The sequence below is a fragment of the Mycolicibacterium sp. P4_G11 genome (assembly GCF_056555145.1).
Window position 1 is genome coordinate 17,382 of the sequence record NZ_JBFUJW010000011.1, and the last position, 25,829, is coordinate 43,210.

The window sequence follows — 25,829 nt, forward strand, 5'->3', positions numbered from 1 at the left end:
AAGCAATCGTCAATATCCGAGAGCAATAACTGCCAACTGGCCCTCCAGCCTGGCCATATCCAATTAGTCTGAGCCAACACCGGTTCCGCGCACCGGCGCAGTGCCGACCACCGCGGACCCAGCCGTCCGGAAGAAGAAGACCATGCGACTGAAGCAGCGCTACTTGAGTCTGGGGCTGGCGCTCACATTCGTCCCTGTCGGCCTCAGCGCCGCAGCGCCGGCATCGGCAGACTGCAGCGGTGCCGGATACGCCACCGTGTGCGCCCAGGGCGACGTCCGCGGCGGCGGGCCGACTCCGCCGTCCGCCGGGCCGGCCTACCCGTCCTACTGCGCCGACCCCTGGTATTGCGACGACGGCTGGGGCATCGACATCAATGTCCCGATCCGCCCGATCCGCCCGCCCAATGGCGGTGGTGGCGGTGGCGGTATCGGTCCGCGTCGCTGATCACCCCTAAACCCAACAACCCTGTAGGAGCAACCCACATGAAGATTCGCAACATCATCGGTGCCGGTGTGATCGCCGGTGCGACGTTCATCGGCACAGCCACAACGGCCATCGCTGATCCGCCGGACTGCACCGCCGCCGACCTCGCCAACGTGATGTCCGGGGTGAACGCAGGCACCGCGTCGTACCTGTTCAGCCACCCCGATGTGAACGCGTTCTTCACGGGCCTCAAGGGCAAGACGCGGGATCAGATGCGCACCGAGATCACGGCATACATGGATGCCAATCCGCAGGTGAAGGCTGAGGTCCAGGGTGTGCGTCAGCCCGCGGCCGACTTCCGCGAGCGCTGCAACGCCCCGATGCCCGACGGACCGTTGAACTGACGGCCCGGAGAAAGGAAACCGATCCGATGAAGGCACGTATGACGGTCGCCGTGGCGGCCAGTATCGCGCTGGTCGCAGCGATGAGCGGTTGCAGCAAGGATTCCGCGCCGCCGGCCGCCTCGAAATCTGCATCGTCGTCGTCCAGCTCCAGCACGTCGGCGACCAGCGCTGCTCCGGCCCAGCCCACCGACTACACCGCGTTGCTCATCAAGGGCACCGATCTGGTTGCGCCGGAGGTGTTCACCGCGGGCGAAGCGACGCAGAACCCCAGCGGTAACCCCGGCGTCGCGACCGCATTCAGCAACCCCGACGGCACCCACGTCGTCGGCGACACCATCCTGATCCTGCCGGACCCCGCCGCCGCCACCGCCGCGCTCGAGGCGGCCAAAGCCGGGCTCGGTACCAATGTCGTCGGCGGTGCACCTGCGCCGATCGAGGCCGGCACTGGCGGCACCACGGTGTCGGGGAACTCGCCCGACGGCTCCAAATCGGTGACCGTCGTGCTGTTCACCGAGGGCAAGGCATTCGTCACCCTGGAATTCGACGGCCCCAAGGACGCCGACGCACCGCCCGATTTCGTCAAGGACGTCGCGCAGAAGCAGGCCGCGGCCATCAAGAGTGGGCTGCACTGACGACGGTCGTCCAATCCATCCGGTAACCGCAGCCAGCTGCCGCAAGTTGGGATCGGTAGCCGCGTCTCTGTTGTGTCCTTGCTCTGTAGGCGTCCCAAACGGATTCCAATCGGTGCGCCGTAGCGTCCCGAAACGGTCGATGCTGACCGCGTCCAACAGACGGGTCTCCTACCGAGTAGTGACCAGAACAGAGAAAGGCTGCAATGACTGAGATACCGCCAGGGAATTACCCTCCGCCGCCGGCCGGCGGCCTCCCGCCCGCAGGCGGACCGCCCAACAACAACCTGGTGCTGGGCATCCTCGTCACCATTTTCTGCTGCCTGCCGTTCGGCATCGTGTCCATCGTCAAGGCGACTCAGGTCTCGGGCCTGTGGGCCCAGGGCCAGCCCCAGGCGGCGCAGGCAGCCGCTGACGAGGCCAAGAAATGGGCGACGTGGGGTGCGATCGCCGGCGCCGTGGTGCTCGTGATCTACCTGGTGTTCACCTTCGTGATCGGCGCGGCGTCCTACGGGGCAGCCTTTACCTGATGTCACTCGGCGGTGGCCGCCAACACCCGCAGGGGTGTTGGCGGTTCACTGCTGAGGGGCTCCGCCGATAGCGTTGGGCGACAACGGGTTACCGCAGGCCGCAGGTCTGACCTGCGGCCTGCGGCTATTTGCCGCTTGATATCGCGGCGTGCGCTCAGCTTCCGCAGTGGATGTGGAACTGCTCCCAGCCGTTGGCCACCGTCGCATCGGAATGGATGGTGTCGGTGGTCCGTCCGCCACCGCCCACGGCGGTGAGGAAGTGCCCGTCGATGGTGCCGATCGAATACACGGCCTGGCCGCCGGGAGCCGACGGAAGCTTCGTGACGGTGAACTTCTCCCACGCCTGCAGCTGCGTGGCGTCGGAGTGGATGACGTCGGTGGTCCGTCCGCCACCGCCGACGGCAGTGAGGTAATGGCCATCAAAGGCTCGGATGCCGTAGTGGGTTCCGTCACCGGCGTCGACGAGCGCAAAGGTCTCCCAGGTCCCGACCCGCACTGCATCCGTGTGCATTACGTCGAATGACGGTTGGCCGAGTCCCGTCAACCCGCCGCTGTTGACTGCCGTCACATAGTGCCCATTGGCGGTCTTGAAAGTGCAGTTGGTCTTTGTTGGGGTAGCCGCCGAGGCCACACCGGACAGGCTCACGGCCATGACAGCCATCGCCGAAACGCCGGCGGCGGCGAGCAGTCGCCGGTGCTTACGCGCAGACGTCGACTTCGGTGCGGACTGGGGGTTGATATCGGCGATCATGAAGTGCTCCTTCGATGTGATCGGGGCCCTGGTTGGCCCCTTACACAGGTAGGAGCACCCAGCCCCGCGCGAGGGGACACTTTTCTACGAATTGATCTTCGAGCGCCTGCACGCCGGCATCACACCCGAACAGTCACCTCGGTCAGGGCACGGTCGATGACATTGAGTGCGCGGATGGCCGCCCGCACCGGTCCTGGCCGCATCTCCGGCAGGCCGACATCGAAAAGAACTGCATCGCTGCGCTTTTCTGTCGGGGTGACGTCGTCACCGGCAATCAATGTCCGGATCCCGGCCACCGCGGTGCCGGCGCGCGCCACCGCCTGATGGAGAGCTTCGTCGGCGCCCTCGGGAGCCGGACCGATATGTGACGCCGCGACCCCCGTGCGAGCCAGAGCGTGCGCGGAGCGATTGGCGACCTGCAACCCCAGCATCAGGCGCCGGACCCCATGCCGTAGTTCCGAAAACGGGCCCATCTGAAGCGGTTTGCCGGCCGTGACGGCTTCCTTCAGCGCGTTGTCCAGCCGGCGGGTATCGGCGACGAGGGCGTCGGCCGCGTCAGCGGTGAGTACCGCAGCGACAGCGGTGTCGATCACCTGCTCCAGCCCGTCGAGGTAGGCATTGACCTTTTCGGCGAACGTGGCCCGGGTTTTGGTGGAGAAGATGAAGTACGCCGACGCGATTCCCACCAGGCTGCCCACGGCTGTTTCGGCGATCCGTACCTCGAGTACCTGAGCGCTGAAGTTGCCGAGCAGCCCATACAACATCGCCAGCAGGACCGTCACGAAGAAGGTCAACCAGAAGTAGGCGACGGTCGCCAGATAGAACGCGAAGAACACGCAGACCACCAGGACGACGATCTGCAGTCCCGGATTCCGCCCGATCTCGGCGGCGAGCAGCACGCCCGCTACCACTCCGACGATCGTGCCGACGATGCGATGTCCTGCGCGCGAGAGGATTTCACCGCGTGTGGTGACGCCGGTGAACACCAGGAAGGCCGTCAGCACCGCCCAATACCCGCGATCGGGCGAGACCATGTTGCCCAAAACCGTTGCCGCACTGGTTGCCACGGCGACCTGAATCGCTGCTTTGGTGCTGGGATTCAGGCCGGACGGTGCGTCCTGACCGTCGTCGCCGTCGGCCACTGCGGCAGCGATGTCGTCATCGCTGATGCCACGGGCGTTGGTGGTGATGTGATGAATTGCCAAGTGCGCCTGCATCGCCCGGTAGGCGGTGATGGTGGCAACCCCAGCTGACGTCGACAGGTCGGCCTTGTCTGCCGCTGTCGTACCCATACGACGGGCCTGCCGCAGCTGATCGTCGGTGGGGTTGTTGTCCAGGCAGATCCGGAGCGCGGCAACCGCATCAACCAGACCATCGGGCCATGGCTCGTCCTCGTCCAGCCACCACAGGAACGACGCCGCCTGCTCGAGCATGATCTGCGCCTCGAACACCCGCAGCGCCAAGTCCCTGCTGGTCACGCTGAGCGACTTTGCGGCCTCATGCCGATCCAGCCAGTCATCGATGAGCAGCGCCGTCTCACCGAGTAGGTCGAGTTGGTGCCGCGCGACGTCGACGCTGACCTGACCGCGTTTGGTGGCCACATCCAGCGTCGAGAGCGACGCGGCCCGCAATGCCGACAACAGCCGGCGCGCCTCCACGCGCGGTCGCTCCGGAAACAGCACCACGTGCACCAACAGAGACGCCGCGAGCCCCACCGCGACGGCGATGGCCAGCACCGGAATGTGGTCCACGGGTGTGCGGAGGAACATGACGAAGAAGTACGCGATGAAGGCAACCATCCCCAGCGCGTTTCCGCGCGGGCCGTACCGGCGCCCCCAGACCGCGGCGAAGAGCACGGCGATGAAGCCGACGTCGACGATCTTGCCGTGCGGCGCCAGGAATGCCGCCAATGCCATGGAGCCGATCGCCGGGAAGAACAGCAGCACCGTGGTGACGTTGCGACTGCGCTGATCGCGGTCTTTGACCGCGGCGGAGGCCTGCATCGCGACCACCGCGCCGAGCATCGCGACCGTGATGGGCTGGCCCGCCGAGTGGGTGAACACCAGCATCGCCACGATTGCGACCAGTAGCGAACAGGTAGTTGCCGCCGCGCTGCGCAGCCGGATGCGGCCGGGGTCAGCAGCGTTGAGGACACTCGCTCTACGCACTACCGCCGATAACTGCACAGGTCGATTCTGCGTCACCAAGCTGGGCGGCGTCCTCAGCCATTCCGGTGATCTAGCTTCTCAAACACTACGTCCAACGTCGACGCTCAGACCAGCCACGATGCACGCCGTCTCACACAATGTCCAACGGGATTTGTCTCAAATTCGTATCCACTCCTACTGCTAGCTCGTCGGTTTCTGCGCATCGGGCACAGTCCCGCCCAGGATGGCCTTCGCGCGTTCGTCGACATATCGGGTGACGATGTGCTGTCCCGCGCCGAAGAACACGGCGAACAGTGCGAGTGCCGGAAACGTCGTTGGCGCTTTGACTGGTAGGTCACCTGTGCTGAGGATCGCGATGCCAATCACCGCCACGAGTGGACCAAACAGAATCTTCAGCAGCGCCTGCTGGTAGGGAAAATTGAACGGACTGAAGTTCAACGGAATCTTGGCCATTGCTGGAATCGTCGTGAACAACGCTCCGACACTGCCGAAGATCATCACCACAAGCAGGAACGCCCAAGCCCGGTGATGCCAATCCGCAATCGCCGGCAGTAAATCCGGATTCCCGAGCTTCAGCTGCACGCAGAAGATTGCCACCGTAAACAAGAAACTCATAAGCGAGGCGATCACCAGGCGATTGCGAAAGTACCGTGCCTCTTGACTCTTTTTGTCAGAACACCTCTGCGTCGCGCGCATCACCTCGACAATTGCCGAGCGCATAGCAAGTGCTGGTGGCGCCAGAGGAGCCGGCTGTTGCAGTGGGAGCGGCGGATTCGCTACCGGAGGATTCGAAGCCTCAGCAACTAACCCGTGGAGGCGCTGCAGCCGCGGGTCAGTGGACTTGAGGTAGTCGCTTCCCCGAGCGATAGCGAAGGCGGCCCACGTCAGAAGCTCGTCCTCCGGCAACAGATCAACAGTCCGTTGCCCTACTTCGTGAAGTCGTGCCCACGCACGCTCGATCTCTGTGCCCCACCACCATCGCCAGAACCGGACTCTCTCCCTTGAGGCAATGTCGGCATCCTCGAGCAATTCCCCGATAAGAAATACACGCTCATCGATCTGGTCCTGCGCAGTGAGATTGAGGCGCAGCAGATCACACACCATCATGACGCGATATTGCTGAACTACCTGCCGCCACGGCGCGGACAGACCTTTCCAGCTCACATGTATCGGTGCCGGATTGGTCGACCACCCGGTCCCAGGACCAGGCGCGGTCACGTCAGTCCCCCACAGTGCGACTGCCGCCGCACTGCGCGGCAATCGATAAAGTTGCGCTGGGTCATGCTCGCCTCCACCGGCGTTTCCACCCCGTTTTGCGTCGGGAGAACGCAAAATCAATTGTATGCCGTGAGCAAACTGAGCTCGGGTGTTTTCGCCGACCAGGAATTCTGAAATTAGTGCGACTATTTCAAGATCGGAAACACCAGCCACTTACAGCATCACTAGTCACGCGGATCGCGCCACGAACCGTCACAGGAACGAGCCGACTCCGTTGTGACTGAACGTTCGTTTATCGATGTCAGAGCGGCATCGTCCGGTGGCAGCGGCGCACCGGACGACAGGCAGATCGCGCGCCCGATAATCGCTCAGGTAAGACTGCGAAAGCTCCACCAATCACCCTCGACACTCGTATCGTTGTTCCTTATTACTCCGGCGCTTGGTCGGAGGGGGAGCAAATGTTTGGAAGCGTTCCAATATGGAATTCCGCCAAAGACATGTGCGCTAACACTGGCGAACCGGGCAGCGCAACGCGGCTGACCGGAATCGGCGCCGACAGCGGACGCGACCTAGCTCAAGGGGGCGCATAACAGATGACAGAGAAAGTTCTGCCTTTTGACCCGGACGTCGTGCCACAGCAACAGACGTGGGACTGCGGGCCGGCGTCGTGCCAAGTGGTACTGAATTCGCGCGGCATCATGCGCAGCGAGGACGATCTGATTCAGCAGATCGGGACCACGGTGAACGGCACGGACTATGTCGGCCTCATCGAGCGAGTCCTCGACGTGATCGTGCCGGACGCCAGATACACGTCGGAGTACATCGACCACTATCCGGCCACCGACCAGCAGAAAACTGACTTGTGGAGCAACGTCGTCCAGTCGATCGACGGTGGCTACGGCGTCGTGATGAATTGGGACGCGCCGCCGGATAACTATCCGATCGGCGTGAAGAACACACCTTCGCCCAGCTACCACGGCGGCGAGGTCCTTCACTACGTCGCATGCATGGGCTACGACGACGACCCGGCCGCGCGGGCATTAAGGATTGCCGACCCCGGCTTCCCCCCATTTTGCTATTGGATCACCTTCGATCAAGCGGCCAAGCTCATCCCGCCGAAGGGCTACGCCTATGCCGACACCGGGGTCAAGCAGGCTGCACCGATAGCGCCGCCAGACCAGGCCGCCGACACGCTGATGCGCGCGATGGGTGGCACGGTGTCGTTCGACCGGTACCGCGCGCTGCTGCCCTCGGTGACCGACGCGCTGCAGCAGTCCCAGTGCAACACCGTCGACCGCGTCGTGATGTGGATGGCCCAGGTCGGCCACGAATCGGTCGGATTGAAGTACATGGTCGAGCTGTGGGGTCCGACGGCCGACCAGGCCGGATACGAGGGCCGCGCTGATCTCGGGAACACCCAGCCTGGGGATGGCTTCCGGTTCAGAGGCCGCGGCCCAATCCAGGTCACCGGGCGAGCCAACTACGCCAGCGTGTCGCATTGGGCGTTCGACAAACAGCTTGTGCCCTCGCCGACGTTCTTCGTCGATGACCCCGATCAGTTGGCAACCGACCGCTACGCGTTGCTCGGAGCCATCTGGTACTGGACCACCCAGCGGCCGATGAACGACTTCGCCGACCGCGGGGACATTGAGGGCGGATCTATTGCGGTCAACGGCCGCAACGAAAACACAGGGCGAGCCAACGGGATCGAAGACCGCATCGCCCGCTGGAACCACTGCCGCGACATGGGCGCGGTCCTACTCACCATCCCCACCACAACAGGAGTGATCAGCATGGCCGACGCCCAAGACATCAAGAACGCCACCGCTGGTGTGGAAGGCAACGGTTTGCCGGAGTCGTGGCGATGGGCGTACTCACGCTGGCCACGCGACTTCAACCAGGTCGTCATGGATCAGGCGCGTGAAAAGTGGGAACGCACCATGCCCGACGGCAGCGTGCATCCCGGTCACACCGATGCCTATGAGCAGATCGTGCCCATCAACGAGCAGATCGCCTGGACGCACGAGTTTTCTGATCACATCGTTCGTGATTCGGGCGATGTGCTGATGGAATTGATGGAGTTCGCGATCCAATGGCGCCAAGCCAACGGCTTGCCCACGAGCGCATTTAAGCCAAACGGCAACGGTGGGCCCGTGAAGGCAGTCGCGGCGGTGAAGGCCGCGAGAAGGCGGCCGGCCAAGGCAGCGGCGAAGAAGCAACCGGCCGCGAAGAAAGCTCCCAGATAGTGACTGACTTCGGGGATTTGCTCGCCGACATCCGCGGGGTCCGCCGGGTCCGTCACGCGTGGCTGACCTGCTCGGGCACCTGGGCGGCTCCGGGCACCGGCTACAGCTCGTGGGTGATCCAAAACGCCAACCCTGAACTGGTTTACGAGGTCGCGGTACAGGCACCCTGGTCATTCGGCCCGGTCAACAGTCCCGACCCGAACGCGCCGAGCTACCGGCAGAGCGTCGCGAAGGGCAAGAAATGGGCGGTGGATTGGATCAACGACCACCCGCGCCAAACATTCGGCCTCGGCGGCTACAGCCAGGGTGCCCAGTGCGCCAGCGAAATCTACATCGAGCTGCTGCCGGGCGGTCAATTGGAGAGCCGATTCGATGATTTTGTTGGGGGTTTCAGCTTCGGCGATCCGATGCGGCCGGCTGGCGTAACCGGTGGCGGCGCACCCGATCCTGGTGGCGCCGGTATCAGCTCAGTTCGGGTGGACCATCCCGATCCGCGCTGGTGGTATGAGGCCAACGGACCCGCCAACGGCGCCACCGGAATCGACCTCTATACGGCTACACCGCTCAACGGCGCCGGCCGAATCATCCGCACGTTCTACGACATGGGCGTGGACATCGGGCTGTCACCGACACCGTTGCCGATGATTCAGGCGATCGCCAAAGGCGTTGTGCAACTGCTCATGGGCTTGTTGGGCCCGCTCGGTGGGCTCGGCGGACTCGCAGCGCTGGGCGCCTTCGCAGCGCAAGCCGGGCAATTGATGAGCACTCCGGGTATCGCTTTGCTGCCAGCAGACCGCGTACAGGGTGTCACCGTAGTTGACGCCATCGAAGCAGCCGTCGTGGCATTGCAGTTCGTCTCCGCCAACACCGCACCACACATCACCTACGACACCACCGACGCGGTCCCCGGCGTGAACCACATCGCGCACGCAGTCGGTCACGTCAATGCCCTGTGCGCCGCGGCATCTGCTCGCATCGCCGCGTGAGGTCTGTGATCACGTCGTTTTGCTGACCGTGAAAGCGCTTACAGCTTCGCGCCGCAGGCTGATCCAGTTGGCCTTCTTATCCCCCTAAGGAAGGAGCCGCGATGTTCAAGCGCCTGGTGGTGTGCTGCGACGGCACCTGGAACACCCCCGACCAGCTCAGCGGTGGCATATCGACACCGACGAATGTCACCAAACTCGCGTTGGCGGTCGTCCCCAACGACCCGAAAGGCCGCGAACAGCGCATCTTCTATCATCGCGGCGTAGGGACCAGCCGGTTCGAACGCATCCGCGGCGGCGCCTTCGGTTTTGGGCTGGCCCGCGATGTCCGAGACACCTATCGCTTCCTCGTGGAGAACTACGAACCCGATGACGAACTGTTCTTCTTCGGCTTCAGCCGCGGCGCGTTCACCGCACGCAGCACCGCCGGGTTGGTGCGCAACTGCGGAATCCTGCGCCGCGAGTGCGCCGACAAAGTCGACGAGGCCTACGCGTTTTACCGCAGTCGCAGCGACACCACCCATCCCCGCAGCGTCGAGGCGGCCCTCTTCCGAAGTTCCTACTCCTACGAGCCAGATATCCGCTTTATCGGTGTCTGGGACACCGTCGGCGCACACGGCATCCCGCTCAACGGGCTGCGTCTGGTCAACCTATTCAACCTGCGCTTCCAGTTCCATGACACCGACCTGAGCACCAAAGTTGATGGCGCATTCCAGGCGCTGGCCATCGACGAGAAACGCGGGCCATTCCGGCCCGCCGTCTGGAAACAGGCGACGAACGCACCCGCTACCCAACGCGTCGAGCAAGTGTGGTTCGCTGGCGTGCACTGCGACGTCGGCGGCGGCTACAACCCGCCTGGCCTCAGCGACATCACGCTGCCGTGGATGGTGCGGCACGCACAGGAATACGGCCTCGCCTTCGACCCGGAAGCCTTCGGCTATCGCGAATCCGCCGACGTCCCACCACCAGATCTGACCACCACCATGGCCGTCCGCACCTCCGTACACCCGGACCCACAACAGCTACCCAACAACTCGCGCACCGGCTTCTACCGGCTGATCCCGCCATACATTCGACCGATCGGCTGCACTGATCCCGACCGGGAATCCATCGCCTCAACGGCAGTCGACCTGCACAACCAGAGGCCGGTTTATGCACCCGACAACCTGATTGCCTACGTCAACGGTCCACACAACACAACCCCGACCGACGTCGACACGGGGTAGCGCCTGCAATTGAGCACTTGCCTGTCGTCGGTGAAGGCCTTGCTGCCCAACACCGGCCCTGCGCACCGCTTCCATCACCTTCGCGATAGCCATTGCCGCAGTGACTATTACGTGCCTGATCGCACTGCTGGGCCGCTTGCGGAACGACCCCCCTGGGCTCCCTCATCTCGGGAGTGTCAAGGATCAACCGACGCAGGTGTAAAGCGCCAGCCGAACCACTGTCGTGCATCACCCGAAGGCAAACGTCAACCATCAGCCGACGTCATACAGCCTTTGAGTAGGGCGGGCGGGGCTCGAACCCGCGACCAAGGGATTATGAGTCCCCGGCTCTAACCAACTGAGCTACCGCCCCGTCGCGAAGATCGCGGCCACCATGGTCGCATGTCGCCGCGGGGCGACGCTCCACGGGCTGATAATCGACGTCAGAGGGAAGGGACACAATGGCGACCGATGAGTTGGGCACTGGTCTTCCGTGGGTCGACGCCATCGCAGCGTCGTTTCCGCAGCATTCGTTCGGCGCGTTCCACACCCGCGATCTGCCCGCTCTCAACGCACGGCACGGCGCCCTCGTCGTCGACGACCTCGCCGGTGTCCCGCCGCTCACCTTCCAGCTCCCGGACGGCACGACCTACACCTGGCGCGCGACGCCAACGGGAGTGGAAACCAGCGCAGGCGACACCAACGCCCCCACCCTGATCGAGCTCGACGAGACCACGTTCTCGGCCTTCCTGCACCGACTGCTGTCAGCATCCGGCGCCGTCCGCACCGGCCGGGCGCGTCTGGTGCGCGGCACGCTGCAGGACTGGCAGCGCTGGGAACCCGCCATCCAGACCCTGCTGAGCGGTACCCCGATCTACACCGCCGCGGTGCGGGACAGTCTCATCGACCGTGACGGCCGGCCGCTCGATCTGAACCAAACCTTCACCGCGGACGACGACGTCGAAGACCTGCGCCACTTCTTCAACGTCGCCGGCTACCTACACATCCGCGGCGTCTACAGCCCCGACGAGATCGCCGCCTGGGGCGCGGAAGTCGAGAACGTCCGAGCCATGAGTACGCCGGGCGACCCGTTTTCGTGGTGGTCGCTGAACTCCAGCGGATCCGAAATCGTCACGCGCATCAACTATCTGGGCCGCTACTCGGACGTCCTGCAAGGGCTGTGCACAGAACCGCGAACCACCGCGTACGCCCAGCTGGCGGGTCCCGAACTCCGGGTCTGCGACGACCGGCTCGACGGCCCAATGGTTTTCATCAAGAACTCCGATGTGGTCAAGGGTGACGGCGATCTGGGCTGGCACGTCGACGACGGCATCGGCGGGCACCCCGTCATGTGCCCACTCATCCAGGCGGGCATCCAGCTCGATCACGCCAACGCGGCCAACGGCCAGCTGATGGTGCTGGCCGGGTCGCACCGCTACACCAAGCACTGGCTCCAGTGGGGGCACGAGGGCGACCTCCCCGTCGTCAAGCTCGACACCGAACCCGGCGATCTCACCCTGCATTACGGCGACATCATGCACAGCACTCCCCCGCCGACCGCGCCGGATGCCGGGCGCAGGGTCCTGTACTACAAGTTCGCCGAAGAGAAGACCTTCGGATGGATTCCGGCGGGCTGCCACTACAACGACGCGCTCTTCCGCGCCGACGCCGCCGGCAAGGTATCCAGCCGCGCCGCAACACACTGAGAGCGCCCAACCAGCACAAGGCATCATGTTGAGCGTGACCAGTTCTCACTCGCTCGACCAAGCCCTGGATTTGCAGCCCATCGATGACACCCGCATGCGCGGCAGCACCCAGCCGGACTGGGCGAACATGGTCGGCCCGTTCGGCGGGGTCACGGCCGCGACACTGTTGCATGCGGTCGAGCTGCGGCCCGATCGCATCGGTGAACCGTTGGCCCTCACCGTCAACTACGCGGCACCGATCGCCGACGGCGAGTTCGACATCGCACTGAAGCCCGCCCGCACCAACCGGACCAACCAGCACTGGATCGCCGAACTCAGCCAAGACGGCGACATCAAGACCACGGCCACCATGGTCTTCGGCGTCCGTCGCGACACGTGGTCGGACGACGAGTCGCGGATGCCGAGCGTGCCGGGACCCGAGGGACTCGCCGTCAGCGGCCCGCCCCTGCCGTGGGTCAGCCAGTACGACATGCGCTTCGTCGAAAACCCTTTTCCGGCAGAGGATGCCCAGCCCAGTGAGTCGTCGAGGACGACACTATGGGTGCGGGACGCGAACCAACGGGGCCTCGACTTCGCCGCGCTCGCCGCGATGTCCGACATCTTCTATCCCCGGGTTTTCCTGCGGCGCGGCGGCTTCTTCCCGGCCGGCACCATCTCGCTGACCACGTACTTCCACGCCAACGGACACGAGCTCGAGAACATCGGCGGTGACTACGTCCTGGGCAGCGCCCACGCAAACCGCTTCTCGGACGGCTACTTCGACCAGAGCGCCCACGTGTGGACCCGCGACGGTGCGCTGCTGGCCAGCACCCATCAGATCGTCTACTTCAAGGGCTGACGCGCGCACAGCGTCACCGCGAGACCGGCCGTCAGGCTCCGCGTTTGCGCCCGAAGGACGCGCGCCCGTTACGCCGCACCATCGCCACGGTGGTCGCGATACGGCCACGCTTGACGTCGGGCTGCAGACCGGCACCGAGGCGATGTAGCTGATCGGTGTGCCAATTGAGATCCAGCAGCCCGTCCATCGACTTGAGATCGACGACCCGCCCGACCACGGGCGGCATGCCGTACCGAATGGTGTGCGAGGTAAGAGCTTCCGTGTGACCAGCCAGGATTTGTTGGGCAGCATCGGTCGTGGTTGCGGTAGGCCGGCCGAGACCGATGACGTCGCATTCGCCGTTGGACACGGCATCGTGCATCGCGGAGCGCGACCGGAATCCACCGGTAACGGCCAGCGGCACATCACCAATCAACTCGCGCACAGTGCGGGCGTACTCGAGGAAATAGGCCTCGCGGGCCCGGGTGCTCTCCGCGGCAGCGCCCATCATGGCGGGTTGTTCGTAGCTCCCGCCACTGATCTCGATGAGGTCCAGTCCTTCCGAGGCGACCGCCGCCAGCACGCCGCGGGACTCGTCTTCGCTGAATCCGCCACGCTGGAAGTCCGCTGAATTGAGTTTGAGCGCAACGGCAAAACTCGGCGAGACCCGGCTGCGGATGCGACGGATGATCTCGACCAGGAAGCGCATCCGTCGTTGCGGGTCACCGCCCCACTCATCGTTGCGCTGATTCGACAGCGGCGACAGGAACTGCGCGACGAGGTAGCCATGCGCGCCATGAATCTCGACGCCGTCGAAACCTGCTGTCTCACAGACCGCAGCGGTCGTCGCGAAACGGTCGATGATGTCCTCGATCTCGCCGGACGTCAGCTCACGCGGGGTTGCCGCACCGGGAAAGTTGAGGGGAACCGCACTGGGCGCAACGGGAACATGTCCGAGTGCGAGCGGATTAGATTGCCGCCCAGGATGATTGATCTGCACGAAGATGGGGACGCCGGCATCCTTGGTCGTCTTGGCCCAGCGCGACAGCGCGTCGAGGTCGCGCTCGTCCTCGATGACGACGTTGCCCGGTTCGCCCAGCTGCGTGCGGTCGACCATCACGTTGCCGGTGACGATCAGGCCGTAGCCGCCACTGCCCCACGCGGTGTACAGCCGTTCGAGACGCTCATCGGGCGCGTTGCGCTTGGTGCCGAGCGCTTCGCTCAAGGCGGCCTTCATGATTCGGTTCGGCAGCACCAGACCGCAGGGCAGGGTCAACGGGTCGTGCAACGCGGTCACGGACTGGTCCTCTCGTCGGCCATCAGATGTTCGGAGGCAAGCGAACTCATCGGGCGCGCGGTCGAAGTATATCGATCGGTATACCGACGACGACCGTAGTACACCGAATGGTATATTTCAAGACGTGCGGGTCCGCGAACGTCTCATCGCAGCGACAGCGTCGCTGATGCGGTGCCACGGCGTCGCAGGGACGGGCATCGCCGGCATCGTCGACCGCAGCGGCATCACCCGACGCTCGATCTACGTCAACTTTCCGGGCGGCAAGGCCGAACTCGTCGCTGCCGCAACGCGTTCGGCGGGCGATGAGCTGGCGGCGATATTGCGCGACAATCTGTCGGAGCCCGATCCGGTCGCGGCCTTCGCCAAGATTTGGGCCGAGCATCTCATCGAGACGAATTTCGAGGGCGGGTGCGCGATCGTCGCTGCGGCGACGAGCCGGGACGAAGCACCCGAGGCGGCCGACGCCGCCGCCGAGGTCTTTGAGGACTGGGCCCAACTGATCGCCTCGCGACTTACCGAAGAGGGCATCAAACCCCAAGTCGCGCAATCGCTGTCAACCACGATTGTCGCCGCGATGGAAGGCGCAGTGGTGATGGCACGCGCCGCGCAGTCAACGACCCCGTTGGACTTGGTCTCCCAGCACATCAGCGAACTCGTCGCAGCGCACCTCCCCCGGCGTGCACCGCGAAAGCGGTCAGCGGTCTAGAGGCACCGCCTCAGGAGAACACCGGCTGACCGTCAGCTCCCAGCAGATACCGCTCGGTGCCTTCGGAGACCCGGGGTGCGTCGCCACCGAGCGCCACGGCGATCTTGTTGATGGCGTTGCGCATGACGTCGAGCGTGATCTCGGTGGCCTCGGCGTCAGAGAAGTGCGCCCGCACGCCAGCGGCCACCTCGGCCGGAATCCGCGACGGCGTCCAGACCAGGGCGTCGACATAGCGCAGCGCCGCCTTCTGCCGCTCGTCGAGCAGCGTTGACGACTCGTACAGTTCGATCTCGGAGTACAGGGACTCGTTGCCGCCGGCGTCCAGCGCAGTGCCCTCGCGCAGTGACTTACACAGCCGACAGTTGTGGGCGGCCGCGCCGCGCAGCCGCACCACCTCGGTCATCACCGGATCGAGCTCGCGTCGCGCCCCGACCGAGCTGGCGAACCGGTTCAGCAGCAGGTCTACCGGGTCAGTGGCGTGGTCCCAGCCGTCGGGGTCGGCTACCGGCGGCAGCCCCAAAGCGGCGAATCCGGCCCGCACCCGCGGCACGAAATCGGCAACGAACATCAGCGCCACGATGCGAAAACTATTGGCGCCCAGCGCTGCAGTGAGCTGTCCGCGCTGGGCCACAGAAACCACCGACACATCGGTGCTGAACTGCTCGGCGAAGTCAGCCACCAGCGGCTCGGCGTCGGACACCGGCCCGAACACCTCTTCATAGGGCAATGCCGCCAGGCCCAAAGTCTCGGCACACGTCTGCCGCATCACCGCATTGAGCCGGCGATCAGCGGGTGGCGACAATGCGATCAGGGCCGTCAGTAGATCCTCCACGCTGTGGATTATGGCCGCGATGAGACCATCGACGCATGGGTTCGACCGTCTCAGCCGCATTCGCCTCCGACAACGCTGCTGGTGCTCACCCGCGGGTGATCGAGGCCATCATCGACGCCAACCGGGGCTCGGTGAGCTCGTACGGCACCGACCCCAGCACAGAACGTGCAGCGCAGGCCCTCAGAGCAGCCTTCGAGGCCCCCGACGCCGACGTGCTGTTCGCGCTGACGGGTACCGCGGCCAACGTCATCGCGCTGGCCTCCGCCGTACAGCCGTGGCAGGAGATTCTGTGCAGCGACATCGCGCACTCGTTGCTCGACGAAGCCGGCGGACCCGTGCGACTGTCCGGCGCGCAGCTGACTCCCCTGCCCAGCGATGACGGGCTGATCGCGCCGCAGGAACTCGATCGGCACATCGCCCGCCGCGGGCCGGTGCACCACTCCCAGCCGCGCATCGTCACCATCACCCAGTCCACCGAGAACGGCCGCGTCTGGTCACCCACCGCGCTGGCGGACTTCATCGACTACGCCCACCGGCACGACCTACTGGTCCACGTGGACGGCTCGCGCATCGCCAATGCCATTGCCGCGCTGGACGTCCATCCGCGCGACGCCATCGGGGACGCCGACATCGTCACCGTCGGCGGCACCAAGAACGGCATGCTGTTCGGCGACGCCGTGCTCGTGCGCCGACCCGAACAGTTCCCCGGAATTCGGTTCGTCCAGAAGCAGATCGGTCACCTCGCCAGCAAGCACCGCTTCATCTCGGCCCAGTTCGAGGCGATGCTGCGCGACGACCTCTGGTTGCACAGCGCGGCCCACGCCAACCGCATGGCCGCGACCTTGAGCGCCGGGGTGGCGGAGGCGGGCCTGCAACTGGCCGCACCGACCGAGGCCAACGAAGTGTTCGTCATCCTCGACGCCGCAACCACGGCGCGCGTCCGGGAACAGTTCGCCGTCCACGCTCCAGATCCGCTGCGACCCATCGTCCGGTTCGTCTGCTCCTGGGCGACCAGTGACGAGGACGTCGCCGCGGCGCTGAAAGTTATTGCGCCTGACTGACCGATGACATGTGGAAGTCCGGAATCCGCAGCGACGGCATCTGGGCGCGGGTGGCCCAGTCGCCCCATTCGCGGGGCAGCGTGGTCTCGCTGACGCCGGCCTCGGTGGCGCGGCGCAGCAGGTCCAGCGGGCTCTCGTTGAACCGGAAGTTGTTGACCGCGCCTGTCACCTCGCCGTCCTCGATGAGGTAGACGCCGTCGCGCGTCAGGCCCGTCAGCAGCAACACTGTCGGGTCGACCTCGCGCATGTACCACAGCGTGGTCAGCAGCAGGCCGCGCTCAGTGCTGCCGATCATCTCGGCCAGGCTCACGGTGCCGCCGGTCATGAGCAGGTTGTCGGCGGGCACCGCCACCGGTGCGTCGAATTCCGCTGCGGCAGAGCGTGGATAGGCCAGCGCGTTCACCACGCCGTCGCGAATCCAGTCGACGCGACCGATGTCCAGGCCGTTGTCGAACACCGACACCCGCTCCGATGAACTCGACGCCGCCACGAACGGAAGGCATTCCAGTCCGGGCGCAACAGGATCCGAGTACAGCGTCAGGCCGAGATCGGTGAGCTTCTCCCCCACCCGGGTGCCGCCCGGCGCCGACAGCGCGGTGCGCCCCTCCTGGGCGCCGCGGCCGTCCATGCTCCAGCCGAGGTAGATCATCATGTCCGCAACGGTCGACGGCGGCATCAGCGTCTCGTACCGGCCGGCCGGCAACTCCACGGTCTTCGACGCCCAACCCAGCCGCAGGCACAGGTCGTCGAGCATGGAATCGATTGGCACATCGACGAAATCGGCGGTGCTGACCCCGGCCCAGGCGCTGGCGCCGTCCCGCTTGGCGTTGACCTCCACCGAGCCCGTCGGCTGCGTGAACCGCCGCCGGATACCGCCCGAGGTGGCCAGATAGGTGGTGTCGAGCTCATGACGGGCGAACCCGTACAGCGCGTCACTGCGGTGGAAGCCGTCGACGAGACGCGCACCCACGTTCCCGAACACCGAGGCGCCGGTCAGCGGCGACGGCGCCTCCCAGTCGTCGTACACCTCCTGACCGGCCAGCGCCGGCGCGCTGTCACGGGCCTCCGGCGCCGCCTGTGCGGCATCCTGCGACGCCGCCACCAGACCGGCGATGGTCGCCGGATCGACCTCGCTGGACTTCACCGCGCCGACCCGGGCCTTATCCCCTTGCCGGACAATCGAAATGACGGTGGTATCCCGGCTGACCGACTCGCCGTTGGTGGTCATGGTGTTGCGGGCCCAGCGCAGCGACGCGGTGGATCGGTCGGTCACCAGGACGATGGTCTCGTCGGCTCGACCCCGGCGGGTGGCCTCGGCCAGCACCAGGTCGACAACCTGCGGTGCACTGATCATCAACGCCCCGATTCAGTTCGCGTGTTGAGCACATTGATTCCCCGGAACAGGGCGGACGGGCAGCCGTGGCTGACGGCGGCCACCTGGCCGGGCTGCGCCTTGCCGCAGTTGAACGCCCCGCCGAGGCGCCAGGTCGATTCTCCGCCAACGGCTTCCATCGAACCCCAGAAATCGGTGGTGGTGGCCTGGTAGGCGACGTCGCGCACCTGCCCGTCCAGCTTGCCGTCGCGAATCTTGAAGAAGCGCTGACCGGTGAACTGGAAGTTGTACCGCTGCATGTCAATTGACCACGACTTGTCGCCGACGATGTAGATGCCGTTCTCGACCCGGCCGATCAGGTCGTCGGTGCTCAGATCGTCGAGCCCGGGCTGTAGCGAGACATTGGCCATCCGCTGGATCGGCACGTGATGCGGCGAGTCCGCGTAGGAGCAGCCGTTGGACCGGGCCACACCCAGTTTCGGCGCGAACACCCGGTCCAACTGGTAGCCGACGAAGACGCCGTCGCGCACCAGGTCCCAACTCTGCGCGCGGACGCCTTCGTCGTCGAATCCGATGGTGGCCAGCCCGTGTTCGACGGTGCGGTCGGCGGTGACGTTCATGATCGGCGACCCGTACTGCATGGTGCCCAGCTTGTCCGGGGTGGCGAACGACGTTCCGGCGTAGGCCGCTTCATAACCGATGGCGCGGTCGTATTCGGTGGCGTGGCCGATGGATTCGTGGATGGTCAGCCACAGGTTCGTCGGGTCGATCACCAGGTCGGTCGGACCGGCTGTCACACTCGGCGCCTTGACCTTCTCGGCCAACAGCGTCGGCAGCTCGGCCAATTCGGTTGTCCAGTCCCACACCTCGTCGCCGGCGACGGCTTCCCAGCCGCGGGCGGTCGGCGGCGCCAGGGTGCGCATGCTCTCGAACGATCCGGCGGCGCTGTCCACGGCGACGGCTTCGAGCATCGGCTGCACCCGCACCCGCTGCTGGGTGATCGACGAGCCGAACACATCGGCGTAGAACACCTGCTCCTTGACTGCCTGCAGCCCCGCTGACACGTGATCCACTCCGTCGGCCGCGAGCAACCGGCCCGAGTACTCGCCCAGCAGCGCGATCTTGTCGGCAGCGGTCACCTCGAACGGGTCGACACCGTACGGCGACACCCACGACACATCGGCGTACACCGGTTCCGGTGCCAACTCGATGCGTTCGGCGTTCAGCGGCGCCAAGGCCACCGCGACCTGCACCGCGCGGCGCGCGGTCTCGGCCGCGACCTCAGGTTTCAGCTCGGCATGCGAGGCGAAACCCCAGGTGCCGTCCACGATCACCCGCACCGCGAGCCCGATCTCGCGGGTCACCACCGAGGTCTCCAGCTCGCCGTCGCGCAGCTGGATGTGCTCGGTGGTGATCCGGTGAACCCGGAGGTCGGCGTAGCTCGCACCAGCAGCCAGCGCGGCCGACACCGCGGCCTCGGCCAGCAAATGGCGCGGCAGGGCCAGGAAGTCGGCGTCAACCCGTCGCAGCGCAGTCACGGCTACACCGTAATGGCAGGACCGGCTTTAATGATCCGGTGGCACGCCGCAGGTTCCGGGACACCCTGACCGGGTACGCGCTGCTCGCCCCCAGCCTGTTCGGCGTGGTCATGTTTCTGCTGCTGCCCATGCTGGTGGTCGGCTGGCTGAGCCTGCAGCGGTGGGACCTCTTGGGACCCATCCGATTTGTCGGGCTCGACAACTGGCAGGCCGTGCTGACCGATCCGACGTTCGGCCGCTCGATGGCAGTGACCTTCGGCTTCATCGCGCTGGTCGTGCCCGTTCAAACAGTGCTGGGTCTGGGGGCGGCCATGCTGCTGGCCCGCGGGCTGCCGGGCACCGGGTTCTTCCGGACGCTGTATGTCCTGCCGTGGATCTGCTCGCCGCTGGCGATCGCGGTGTTGTGGCGCTGGATTCTCAGCCCCACCGACGGCGCGGTCAGCACCGTGCTCGGGCACCGCATCGAATGGCTGACGGACCCGACGCTGGCGCTGCCGCTGGTTTCGGCGGTGACCGTGTGGACCAACGTCGGCTACGTGACGCTGTTCTTCCTCGCGGGAATCCTGGCTATCCCCACTGATGTTCACGACGCCGCCCGGATCGACGGAGCGACGGCGTGGCAACGATTCCGCCGCATCACCCTGCCGATGCTGCGGCCAACGCTGTTCTTCGTCCTGGTGACGGGAATTGTGAGTGCGGCACAGGTTTTCGACACCGTGTACGCGCTGACCGGCGGCGGACCGGACGGCCGCACCGATCTCATCGCGCACCGCATCTATGCCGAGGCGTTCGGCTCGGCGGCGGTGGGCCGCGCCGCGGTGATGGCGCTGGTCCTGTTCGTCCTGCTGCTCGGCATCACGTTGGTGCAGCACATCTACTTCCGCCGACGGGTCAGCTATGACCTCACGTAACGCCCTGATCTACCTGGTCCTGGTGGCCGGCGCCGCGATCACCCTGGTGCCGTTCGGCCTGGGTCTGCTGACCTCGTTCACCTCGGCCCGGCAGTTCAACACCGAGTCGCCGCTGTCGCTGCCGAGCCCGCCGACATTGGCCAACTACACGGCCCTGAGCGACGCCGGCTTCGGTCGGGCCGCGCTGGTGACCGCCCTGATGACCGCGGTGATCCTGTTGGGCCAGTTGGCCTTTTCGGTGACGGCCGCCTACGCCTTCGCCCGGCTCGAATTCCCGGGCCGGGACACCCTGTTCTGGCTGTACCTGGCAACGCTGATGGTGCCGGCGACGGTGACCGTCGTGCCGCTGTATCTGATGATGGCCGAGGCCGGGCTGCGTAATACGTTCTGGGCGTTGGTGCTGCCGTTCATGTTCGGCTCGCCCTATGCGATTTTCCTGCTGCGCGAGTACTTCCGGTCCATCCCGGCCGACCTGATCCGCGCCGCCCGCATCGACGGCGCCGGCACGCTGGATGTCATCGTGCACGTGGTGCTGCCGGCCAGCCGGTCGATCCTCGTGACGCTGGGGCTGATCACCGTTGTCTCGCAGTGGAACAGCTTCATGTGGCCGCTGGTGATCACCAGCGGCTCGTCGTGGCGAGTGCTGACCGTCGCCACTGCCGGGCTGCAGTCGCAGTTCGACGCGCAGTGGACCGTGGTGCTCGCCGCGACGACCGTCGCGATCGTGCCGCTCATCCTGCTGTTCAGTGTGCTGGGCCGGCACATCGTGCGCTCCATCGTCGTCACCGGCTTGAAATGAGGTTCTCGACCCGGTTCGTCACCGCCCTGGCTGCCGCCATGGCGGTGCTGCTGGTGGCCGCCGTGCTCATGGGCCGGACGCCGGACACCGGGAAAATCGTTGTCACCGTGCGGCTGTGGGACGCGCAGGTCGCCGCCGCGTACCGGTCGTCATTCGCCGAGTTCACGCGCCGGCACCCGGACATCGAGGTCCGGGTCGACGTCGTCGCCTATGCGTCGTATTTCGATTCGCTGCGCACCGATGTCGCGGGCGGTGGTGCCGACGACATCTTCTGGCTGTCCAACGCGTACCTGGCCGGCTACGCCGACACCGATCGGCTGCTGGACATCGGACAGCTGTTGGGCCCCGGCGCCGCCGACGCGTGGGATGCCTCGGTGACGCAGCAATTCACCCGCGGCAACAAGGTGTGGGCGGTGCCGCAGCTGACGGACGGCGGCATCGCGGTGTACTACAACGCCGACCTGCTGGCGACCGCCGGAATCGACCCAGCCGAACTGGACGCGCTGCACTGGTCCCCCGACGCCGATGACACCCTGCGTCCGCTGCTGGCCCGGCTCACTCTGGACCGGCACGGAAACCAGGCCGGGGCACCGGGATTCGACGCCGGGCAGATACGGCAGTGGGGCTACAACGCGGCCAACGACCTGCAGGGCATCTACCTCAACTACATCGGCTCGGCCGGTGGCACTTTCAGCGACGGGGACCGCTTCGCCTTCGACAATCCCGGCGCGCGACAGGCATTCGAGTATCTGGTCAACCTGATCAACACCGACCACGTCTCCCCCTCGGCCGCCGACACCAACGGCAACGGCGACTTCTCCCGCAACCAGTTCCTGCAGGGCCGGATGGCACTGTTCCAGTCGGGCACCTACAACCTGGCCGCCATCGCCGATCAGGCGCCGTTCCGCTGGGGTGTGGCGATGCTGCCCAGCGGACCGGCCGGCCGCGTCAGCGTCACCAACGGGATTGCCGCCGCGGCCAATTCGGCCACCCGTCATCCCGACGCGGTGCGTGCGGTGCTGGCCTGGATGGGCAGCGCCGACGGGAACGCATTCCTGGGCACGAGCGGCGCCGCGGTGCCCGCCGTGCTGGCGGCCCAACGGGTCTACTTCGACTACTGGGCGCGGCGCGGGATTGACGTTCTGCCCTTTTTTCAGGTCCTGAACGGCCCGCGCATCCCGGCCCCCGGCGGCGCGGGCTTCCCGGCCGGATTCCTGGCCATCAGACCGCTTTTCGACGAGATGTTCCTGGGCCGCGCCCCGGTCGCATCGACCTTGGCCGACGCGCAGAAGGCGGCCAACGCCGCAGCCGAGCGCTAAAGCTTGCTGGTGGCCAGCGGGGTCCACACCTCGACGTACACCGACAGCGCACACATCGCGACCACCATCAGCAGCGCCACCGCATCGGACAGTCCGGGCCGTGCCGGACTCGCGACGATCTGGCCCACTCCACCACGGGCGGTGATGGCATCGCCCATCTCGTCGCCGCGGCGCAGCGCCACTGTCACCGCGGCCGCCAGCAGGTCGACGATCTCGACGCGACGCTGCCGGCTGCGCTCGCGGCGGGTCTCCGGCTGCGCACGGGGACGCAACCGACGCGCCGCGAACAGCACGCGGTATTCGTCGATCAGCATCGGGAACGCCCGCAGCGCCAAGGCCAACGTGACGGCCCACTCGTCGACCGGGATCCGCAACCACTTCAGCGGACGGCCCAAAGTGGCCACCGCCGGGGCGATTTCGGCGACGTTGGTGGTCCAGGAGACCAGACCACCCAGACCCAGCAGCACGATGGACAGCGCGGTGATCTGCAGGAATTTCAGCAGGCCACCCAGTCCCAGGTGCAACGACGCGATGTCGATGAACGGCTCGCCCCCGGCCAGGGCCGCCGTCCCACCGCCGAGCAACAGCAGCACCCACACCAGGCGCGGCACCGACGGCAGCACGCCGCGCGGGATGCGCGCCAGCCACACCGTCACCATCACCAGCAGCGCGACCAGGCCGATCGGTATCCACCCGGGGTAGATCGTCAGGACGGCGCCGATCAGCGCGACCACGATGAGTTTGGTGCCGGCCCACAGTTCGTGAACCGGCGACGTGCCCGGTATGGGACGCAGCAGCACCATCGACCGGCGCTGGGCGGCTGGAGCGGTCATGATCGTCCTCCCGCGGTGATGGGCGCTTCGGCGAGTTCGCCGCGGTGCAGCCGCAGGATGCGCGGGCACAGCTCATCGAGTCCGGCGAAGTCGTGCGAGATGACGACGACCGTCAGCCCGGTGGTCCGGCGCAGCTCGGCGAGCAGCGTGACCAGGCCGCGCTGGCTCGCGGCGTCCAGCCCGGCCAGCGGTTCGTCCAGGATCAGGGCCCGGGGACGACGAGACAGCAACCCGGCCAACACCACTCGGCGCATCTGGCCGCCACTGAGCTGATCGATGCGCCGGTCGGCCAGCTCGGGGTCCAGGCCGACCATCGCGAGTGCCTCGGTGATCCGGGCGGTGTCGCGCTTCGAGAATCCCGCAGCCGACGCGATTTCGGCGCCAACGCGGGACCGCATCAACTGCAACCGCGCCGCCTGGAACGAAATGGCCACGGCGCCAACCTGATCGGACACGGGCTTGCCGTCGAGCAGACAGCTGCCGGTGGTCGGCACGGTGAGTCCGGCCAGAATCCAGGCCAGCGTGGACTTGCCGGAGCCGTTGAGCCCGTGGATCAGCACGCCCTCGCCCTCGTGGACGGTGAAGCTGATATCGCGCAACGCCGTTGATTCCCAGGGCGTTCCGCTGCCGTACTGGTGGCCGACTCCGCTGACCTCGAGCACCGCCGGGCCGTCGGGTTCGATGCCCGTCGACACGATCGGCACCGGTGCGGTCGCGACCATCTCGATGTTGTCGCTGGCGCCGTCCAGGCGGACCACCCGGTCGGCCGAGTCGGCTTCGTCGTTGTAATGCGTGATGTGCACCAGCGAGGTTCGGTGGTGGCGCGTCAGGTCGGACAGCACCGAGAGCAGCACGTCGCGGCCCTCTTGGTCGACCATGCTGGTGACCTCGTCGGCGATCAGCAGCGCCGGCTCCCGGGCCAGCGCGGCCGCGACGGCCAGGCGCTGCAGCTCGCCGCCGGACAGCCCGCCGGTGTCCCGGTCGGCCATGCCGCTCAACCCGACCTCACCGAGTAGCCGTTCGACGTCGATGGTCGTGCCCGACGGCAGGCCCCAGACCACGTCGTCCGCGACGCGGGTGCCGAGCACCTGACTTTCCGGGTGCTGCATGACCACCGCAGTGCCCCCGGCCTGGCCGAGGCCGACCGCACCCGGTCGGTCGATGCTGCCGGCGGTCGGTGCGCGGCCCGCGAGCATGAGCATCAGCGTGGTCTTGCCCGACCCGTTGGCACCGGTGACGGCGACGTGCTCGCCCGCGTTGATGTCCATGCTCACCGGTCCGAGCGCATCACGATTGGTACCTGGGTACCGGAATCGAACATCGCGCAGGCGTGCCGGGACCGGTGCCACCGGTCCGGCGGATTCGGCGGTGTCGAGCTTGTGCACATCGGGAATGCCGAACAGTCGCTTCAAGACTCGCGACAGTGCCCACCAACCCAGCAGGGTGACGAACAGGATGTGCATGATCATCGAGAGCATCACCGGCACCGGCCAGTAGTGCAGGAATGCGGCGAAACTCGTGCGCAGATCCTCGGCAGCAGGCTCCCCGCCGGGCATCGCCCCGACGATGTTGGCGATGCCGTTGATGTTCGAGGTCATCGACGCGAAGATCAGCTCCCGCAGCCGTCCCACCAGCAGCAGGACACCGATGACGTACGCGCCGAACGCAGCTCCCGCGACCACCGACGCCCACAGGACCGTCCCGATGCCGCGGCCCGTGCGCTTGACGATGCCCGTCAGGCCGCCGATGTAGGCGCAGAACACCACCGTCATCAGGCCGCCCATGCCGGCGATGAGGAACGCGATGGTGCCGCCGGCGACGGTCGCGGCCACCAGCACCCGGAGTCGGTAGCGGTAAGCGAGCAGTCCCATCGGGACCGTGCCCAGCATGCCGAGGCCCGCGGCGAACGGTACGACGACGGCAATGATGGCGGTGGCCGCACTCAGCGCCGCCATCACGGCGGCCTGGGCGTACTCGCCCGGATTGAGGGGACCGGCTTTGTCTCGGATGCCGGCAACAGTCATTGCACAATTCTGCCAGCTGCGTAGACGAGTAAACTCGACGCTGATGTGACCGTCACCACTCGCGACGGTAGTTCGACTACATAGAGAATCTATGA

Annotated in this window: 23 protein-coding genes and 1 tRNA gene; 14 read left to right on the top strand and 10 right to left on the bottom strand. The window is 66.1% G+C overall.

Features of this window, described 5'->3' with window-relative positions; translation table 11 throughout:
• Window positions 1-142 precede the first annotated feature (142 nt).
• The 4 genes from AC1U2B_RS23065 to AC1U2B_RS23080 all read left to right on the top strand — a co-directional run bounded on the left by AC1U2B_RS23065 (window position 143) and on the right by AC1U2B_RS23080 (window position 1,987).
• Complete coding sequence (locus AC1U2B_RS23065) at window positions 143-445, top strand: hypothetical protein (RefSeq protein WP_480218625.1); 303 nt, start codon at window positions 143-145, stop codon at window positions 443-445.
• A 38-nt stretch (window positions 446-483) separates the two neighbouring features.
• Entirely contained in the window at window positions 484-828 is a 345-nt protein-coding gene (locus tag AC1U2B_RS23070) for a heme-binding protein (RefSeq protein WP_043400445.1), read from the top strand.
• A gap of 26 nt (window positions 829-854) precedes the next feature.
• Complete coding sequence (locus AC1U2B_RS23075; protein WP_480218626.1) at window positions 855-1,460, top strand: hypothetical protein; 606 nt, start codon at window positions 855-857, stop codon at window positions 1,458-1,460.
• 203 nt (window positions 1,461-1,663) lie between these two features.
• Window positions 1,664-1,987: a CD225/dispanin family protein gene (locus AC1U2B_RS23080; protein WP_043400440.1), complete on the top strand. Its 324-nt coding sequence runs from the start codon at window positions 1,664-1,666 to the stop codon at window positions 1,985-1,987.
• Window positions 1,988-2,141: 154 nt separating this feature from the next.
• Here the strand turns inward: AC1U2B_RS23080 and AC1U2B_RS23085 are convergent, their stop codons facing one another.
• From AC1U2B_RS23085 to AC1U2B_RS23095, 3 genes are all read right to left on the bottom strand, one after another.
• Window positions 2,142-2,738 (bottom strand): fascin domain-containing protein, encoded by a 597-nt coding sequence (locus AC1U2B_RS23085; RefSeq protein WP_260940916.1) that lies wholly within the window; start codon window positions 2,736-2,738, stop codon window positions 2,142-2,144.
• A gap of 119 nt (window positions 2,739-2,857) precedes the next feature.
• On the bottom strand, window positions 2,858-4,906 hold the full coding sequence (locus AC1U2B_RS23090; RefSeq protein ID WP_480218627.1) for an FUSC family protein: 2,049 nt from the start codon (window positions 4,904-4,906) through the stop codon (window positions 2,858-2,860).
• Window positions 4,907-5,086: 180 nt separating this feature from the next.
• Window positions 5,087-6,337, bottom strand: a complete 1,251-nt coding sequence (locus AC1U2B_RS23095; protein WP_480218628.1) for a hypothetical protein — start codon at window positions 6,335-6,337, stop codon at window positions 5,087-5,089.
• A gap of 380 nt (window positions 6,338-6,717) precedes the next feature.
• Here AC1U2B_RS23095 and AC1U2B_RS23100 point away from each other — a divergent pair, with 380 nt between their 5' ends.
• The 3 genes from AC1U2B_RS23100 (at window position 6,718) to AC1U2B_RS23110 (ending at window position 10,579) form a co-directional block, all read left to right on the top strand.
• The gene (locus AC1U2B_RS23100) at window positions 6,718-8,370 is read left to right on the top strand and encodes a C39 family peptidase (protein ID WP_480218629.1); all 1,653 of its coding nucleotides are present in this window, start codon (window positions 6,718-6,720) and stop codon (window positions 8,368-8,370) included.
• Complete coding sequence (locus tag AC1U2B_RS23105; protein ID WP_480218630.1) at window positions 8,370-9,356, top strand: hypothetical protein; 987 nt, start codon at window positions 8,370-8,372, stop codon at window positions 9,354-9,356. The genes AC1U2B_RS23100 and AC1U2B_RS23105 overlap by 1 nt, the downstream gene beginning before the upstream one ends.
• A 101-nt stretch (window positions 9,357-9,457) precedes the next feature.
• A complete protein-coding gene (locus AC1U2B_RS23110) occupies window positions 9,458-10,579 on the top strand; it encodes a T6SS phospholipase effector Tle1-like catalytic domain-containing protein (RefSeq protein WP_480218631.1) in 1,122 nt (373 codons plus the stop codon).
• Between the two features lie 278 nt (window positions 10,580-10,857).
• On the opposite strand, the gene AC1U2B_RS23115 is transcribed toward AC1U2B_RS23110, so the two are convergent.
• Window positions 10,858-10,931, bottom strand: a tRNA-Ile gene (locus tag AC1U2B_RS23115).
• A gap of 88 nt (window positions 10,932-11,019) precedes the next feature.
• Between AC1U2B_RS23115 and AC1U2B_RS23120 the strand changes: the two genes are divergently transcribed.
• Together AC1U2B_RS23120 and AC1U2B_RS23125 are read left to right on the top strand one after the other, a co-directional pair.
• Complete coding sequence (locus AC1U2B_RS23120) at window positions 11,020-12,264, top strand: phytanoyl-CoA dioxygenase family protein (protein WP_480218632.1); 1,245 nt, start codon at window positions 11,020-11,022, stop codon at window positions 12,262-12,264.
• Window positions 12,265-12,298: 34 nt separating this feature from the next.
• Window positions 12,299-13,102: an acyl-CoA thioesterase gene (locus tag AC1U2B_RS23125; RefSeq protein ID WP_480218633.1), complete on the top strand. Its 804-nt coding sequence runs from the start codon at window positions 12,299-12,301 to the stop codon at window positions 13,100-13,102.
• Window positions 13,103-13,133: 31 nt separating this feature from the next.
• Here the strand turns inward: AC1U2B_RS23125 and AC1U2B_RS23130 are convergent, their stop codons facing one another.
• On the bottom strand, window positions 13,134-14,378 hold the full coding sequence (locus AC1U2B_RS23130; protein WP_480218634.1) for an NADH:flavin oxidoreductase/NADH oxidase family protein: 1,245 nt from the start codon (window positions 14,376-14,378) through the stop codon (window positions 13,134-13,136).
• A gap of 124 nt (window positions 14,379-14,502) precedes the next feature.
• Between AC1U2B_RS23130 and AC1U2B_RS23135 the strand changes: the two genes are divergently transcribed.
• A complete protein-coding gene (locus AC1U2B_RS23135) occupies window positions 14,503-15,084 on the top strand; it encodes a TetR/AcrR family transcriptional regulator (RefSeq protein WP_480218635.1) in 582 nt (193 codons plus the stop codon).
• 10 nt (window positions 15,085-15,094) lie between these two features.
• On the opposite strand, the gene AC1U2B_RS23140 is transcribed toward AC1U2B_RS23135, so the two are convergent.
• Window positions 15,095-15,937, bottom strand: a complete 843-nt coding sequence (locus tag AC1U2B_RS23140; protein WP_480218685.1) for a carboxymuconolactone decarboxylase family protein — start codon at window positions 15,935-15,937, stop codon at window positions 15,095-15,097.
• Window positions 15,938-15,951: 14 nt separating this feature from the next.
• Here AC1U2B_RS23140 and AC1U2B_RS23145 point away from each other — a divergent pair, with 14 nt between their 5' ends.
• The gene (locus tag AC1U2B_RS23145; RefSeq protein ID WP_480218636.1) at window positions 15,952-16,977 is read left to right on the top strand and encodes a threonine aldolase family protein; all 1,026 of its coding nucleotides are present in this window, start codon (window positions 15,952-15,954) and stop codon (window positions 16,975-16,977) included.
• Here AC1U2B_RS23145 and AC1U2B_RS23150 read toward each other — a convergent pair.
• Both AC1U2B_RS23150 and AC1U2B_RS23155 read right to left on the bottom strand, forming a co-directional pair.
• Window positions 16,961-18,331, bottom strand: coding sequence for a metallopeptidase TldD-related protein (locus tag AC1U2B_RS23150; RefSeq protein ID WP_480218637.1), 1,371 nt, complete (start codon window positions 18,329-18,331; stop codon window positions 16,961-16,963). The genes AC1U2B_RS23145 and AC1U2B_RS23150 overlap by 17 nt on opposite strands.
• Window positions 18,331-19,848, bottom strand: a complete 1,518-nt coding sequence (locus AC1U2B_RS23155; protein WP_480218638.1) for a TldD/PmbA family protein — start codon at window positions 19,846-19,848, stop codon at window positions 18,331-18,333. Before AC1U2B_RS23155 ends, AC1U2B_RS23150 begins: the two co-directional genes overlap by 1 nt.
• Before the next feature lie 38 nt (window positions 19,849-19,886).
• Between AC1U2B_RS23155 and AC1U2B_RS23160 the strand changes: the two genes are divergently transcribed.
• Genes AC1U2B_RS23160 through AC1U2B_RS23170 form a run of 3 tightly spaced genes read left to right on the top strand, consistent with a single transcriptional unit; the run spans window position 19,887 to window position 22,877 of the window.
• A complete protein-coding gene (locus AC1U2B_RS23160; RefSeq protein WP_480218639.1) occupies window positions 19,887-20,759 on the top strand; it encodes a carbohydrate ABC transporter permease in 873 nt (290 codons plus the stop codon).
• On the top strand, window positions 20,746-21,558 hold the full coding sequence (locus AC1U2B_RS23165; protein ID WP_480218640.1) for a carbohydrate ABC transporter permease: 813 nt from the start codon (window positions 20,746-20,748) through the stop codon (window positions 21,556-21,558). Before AC1U2B_RS23160 ends, AC1U2B_RS23165 begins: the two co-directional genes overlap by 14 nt.
• Window positions 21,555-22,877 carry an ABC transporter substrate-binding protein gene (locus AC1U2B_RS23170; RefSeq protein WP_480218641.1) on the top strand — a complete coding sequence of 441 codons (1,323 nt, stop codon included), beginning with the start codon at window positions 21,555-21,557 and terminating at the stop codon, window positions 22,875-22,877. Before AC1U2B_RS23165 ends, AC1U2B_RS23170 begins: the two co-directional genes overlap by 4 nt.
• Here the strand turns inward: AC1U2B_RS23170 and AC1U2B_RS23175 are convergent.
• Window positions 22,874-23,710 (bottom strand): CbiQ family ECF transporter T component, encoded by an 837-nt coding sequence (locus AC1U2B_RS23175; protein ID WP_480218642.1) that lies wholly within the window; start codon window positions 23,708-23,710, stop codon window positions 22,874-22,876. The genes AC1U2B_RS23170 and AC1U2B_RS23175 overlap by 4 nt on opposite strands.
• Window positions 23,707-25,734 (bottom strand): ATP-binding cassette domain-containing protein, encoded by a 2,028-nt coding sequence (locus AC1U2B_RS23180; protein WP_260940443.1) that lies wholly within the window; start codon window positions 25,732-25,734, stop codon window positions 23,707-23,709. Before AC1U2B_RS23180 ends, AC1U2B_RS23175 begins: the two co-directional genes overlap by 4 nt.
• Between the last annotated feature and the right edge of the window lie 95 nt (window positions 25,735-25,829).

Bases quoted from the DNA above. Each gene is read 5' to 3' on its own strand.
- AC1U2B_RS23085 (WP_260940916.1), bottom strand. From the start codon at position 2,738: ATGATCGCCGATATCAACCCCCAGTCCGCACCGAAGTCGACGTCTGCG.
- AC1U2B_RS23150 (WP_480218637.1), bottom strand. From the start codon at position 18,331: ATGATCAGTGCACCGCAGGTTGTCGACCTGGTGCTGGCCGAGGCCACC.
- AC1U2B_RS23180 (WP_260940443.1), bottom strand. From the start codon at position 25,734: ATGACTGTTGCCGGCATCCGAGACAAAGCCGGTCCCCTCAATCCGGGC.
- AC1U2B_RS23120 (WP_480218632.1), top strand. From the start codon at position 11,020: ATGGCGACCGATGAGTTGGGCACTGGTCTTCCGTGGGTCGACGCCATC.
- AC1U2B_RS23165 (WP_480218640.1), top strand. From the start codon at position 20,746: ATGACCTCACGTAACGCCCTGATCTACCTGGTCCTGGTGGCCGGCGCC.
- AC1U2B_RS23070 (WP_043400445.1), top strand. From the start codon at position 484: ATGAAGATTCGCAACATCATCGGTGCCGGTGTGATCGCCGGTGCGACG.
- AC1U2B_RS23100 (WP_480218629.1), top strand. From the start codon at position 6,718: ATGACAGAGAAAGTTCTGCCTTTTGACCCGGACGTCGTGCCACAGCAA.
- AC1U2B_RS23065 (WP_480218625.1), top strand. From the start codon at position 143: ATGCGACTGAAGCAGCGCTACTTGAGTCTGGGGCTGGCGCTCACATTC.
- AC1U2B_RS23110 (WP_480218631.1), top strand. From the start codon at position 9,458: ATGTTCAAGCGCCTGGTGGTGTGCTGCGACGGCACCTGGAACACCCCC.
- AC1U2B_RS23080 (WP_043400440.1), top strand. From the start codon at position 1,664: ATGACTGAGATACCGCCAGGGAATTACCCTCCGCCGCCGGCCGGCGGC.
- AC1U2B_RS23145 (WP_480218636.1), top strand. From the start codon at position 15,952: ATGGGTTCGACCGTCTCAGCCGCATTCGCCTCCGACAACGCTGCTGGT.
- AC1U2B_RS23075 (WP_480218626.1), top strand. From the start codon at position 855: ATGAAGGCACGTATGACGGTCGCCGTGGCGGCCAGTATCGCGCTGGTC.
- AC1U2B_RS23175 (WP_480218642.1), bottom strand. From the start codon at position 23,710: ATGACCGCTCCAGCCGCCCAGCGCCGGTCGATGGTGCTGCTGCGTCCC.
- AC1U2B_RS23170 (WP_480218641.1), top strand. From the start codon at position 21,555: ATGAGGTTCTCGACCCGGTTCGTCACCGCCCTGGCTGCCGCCATGGCG.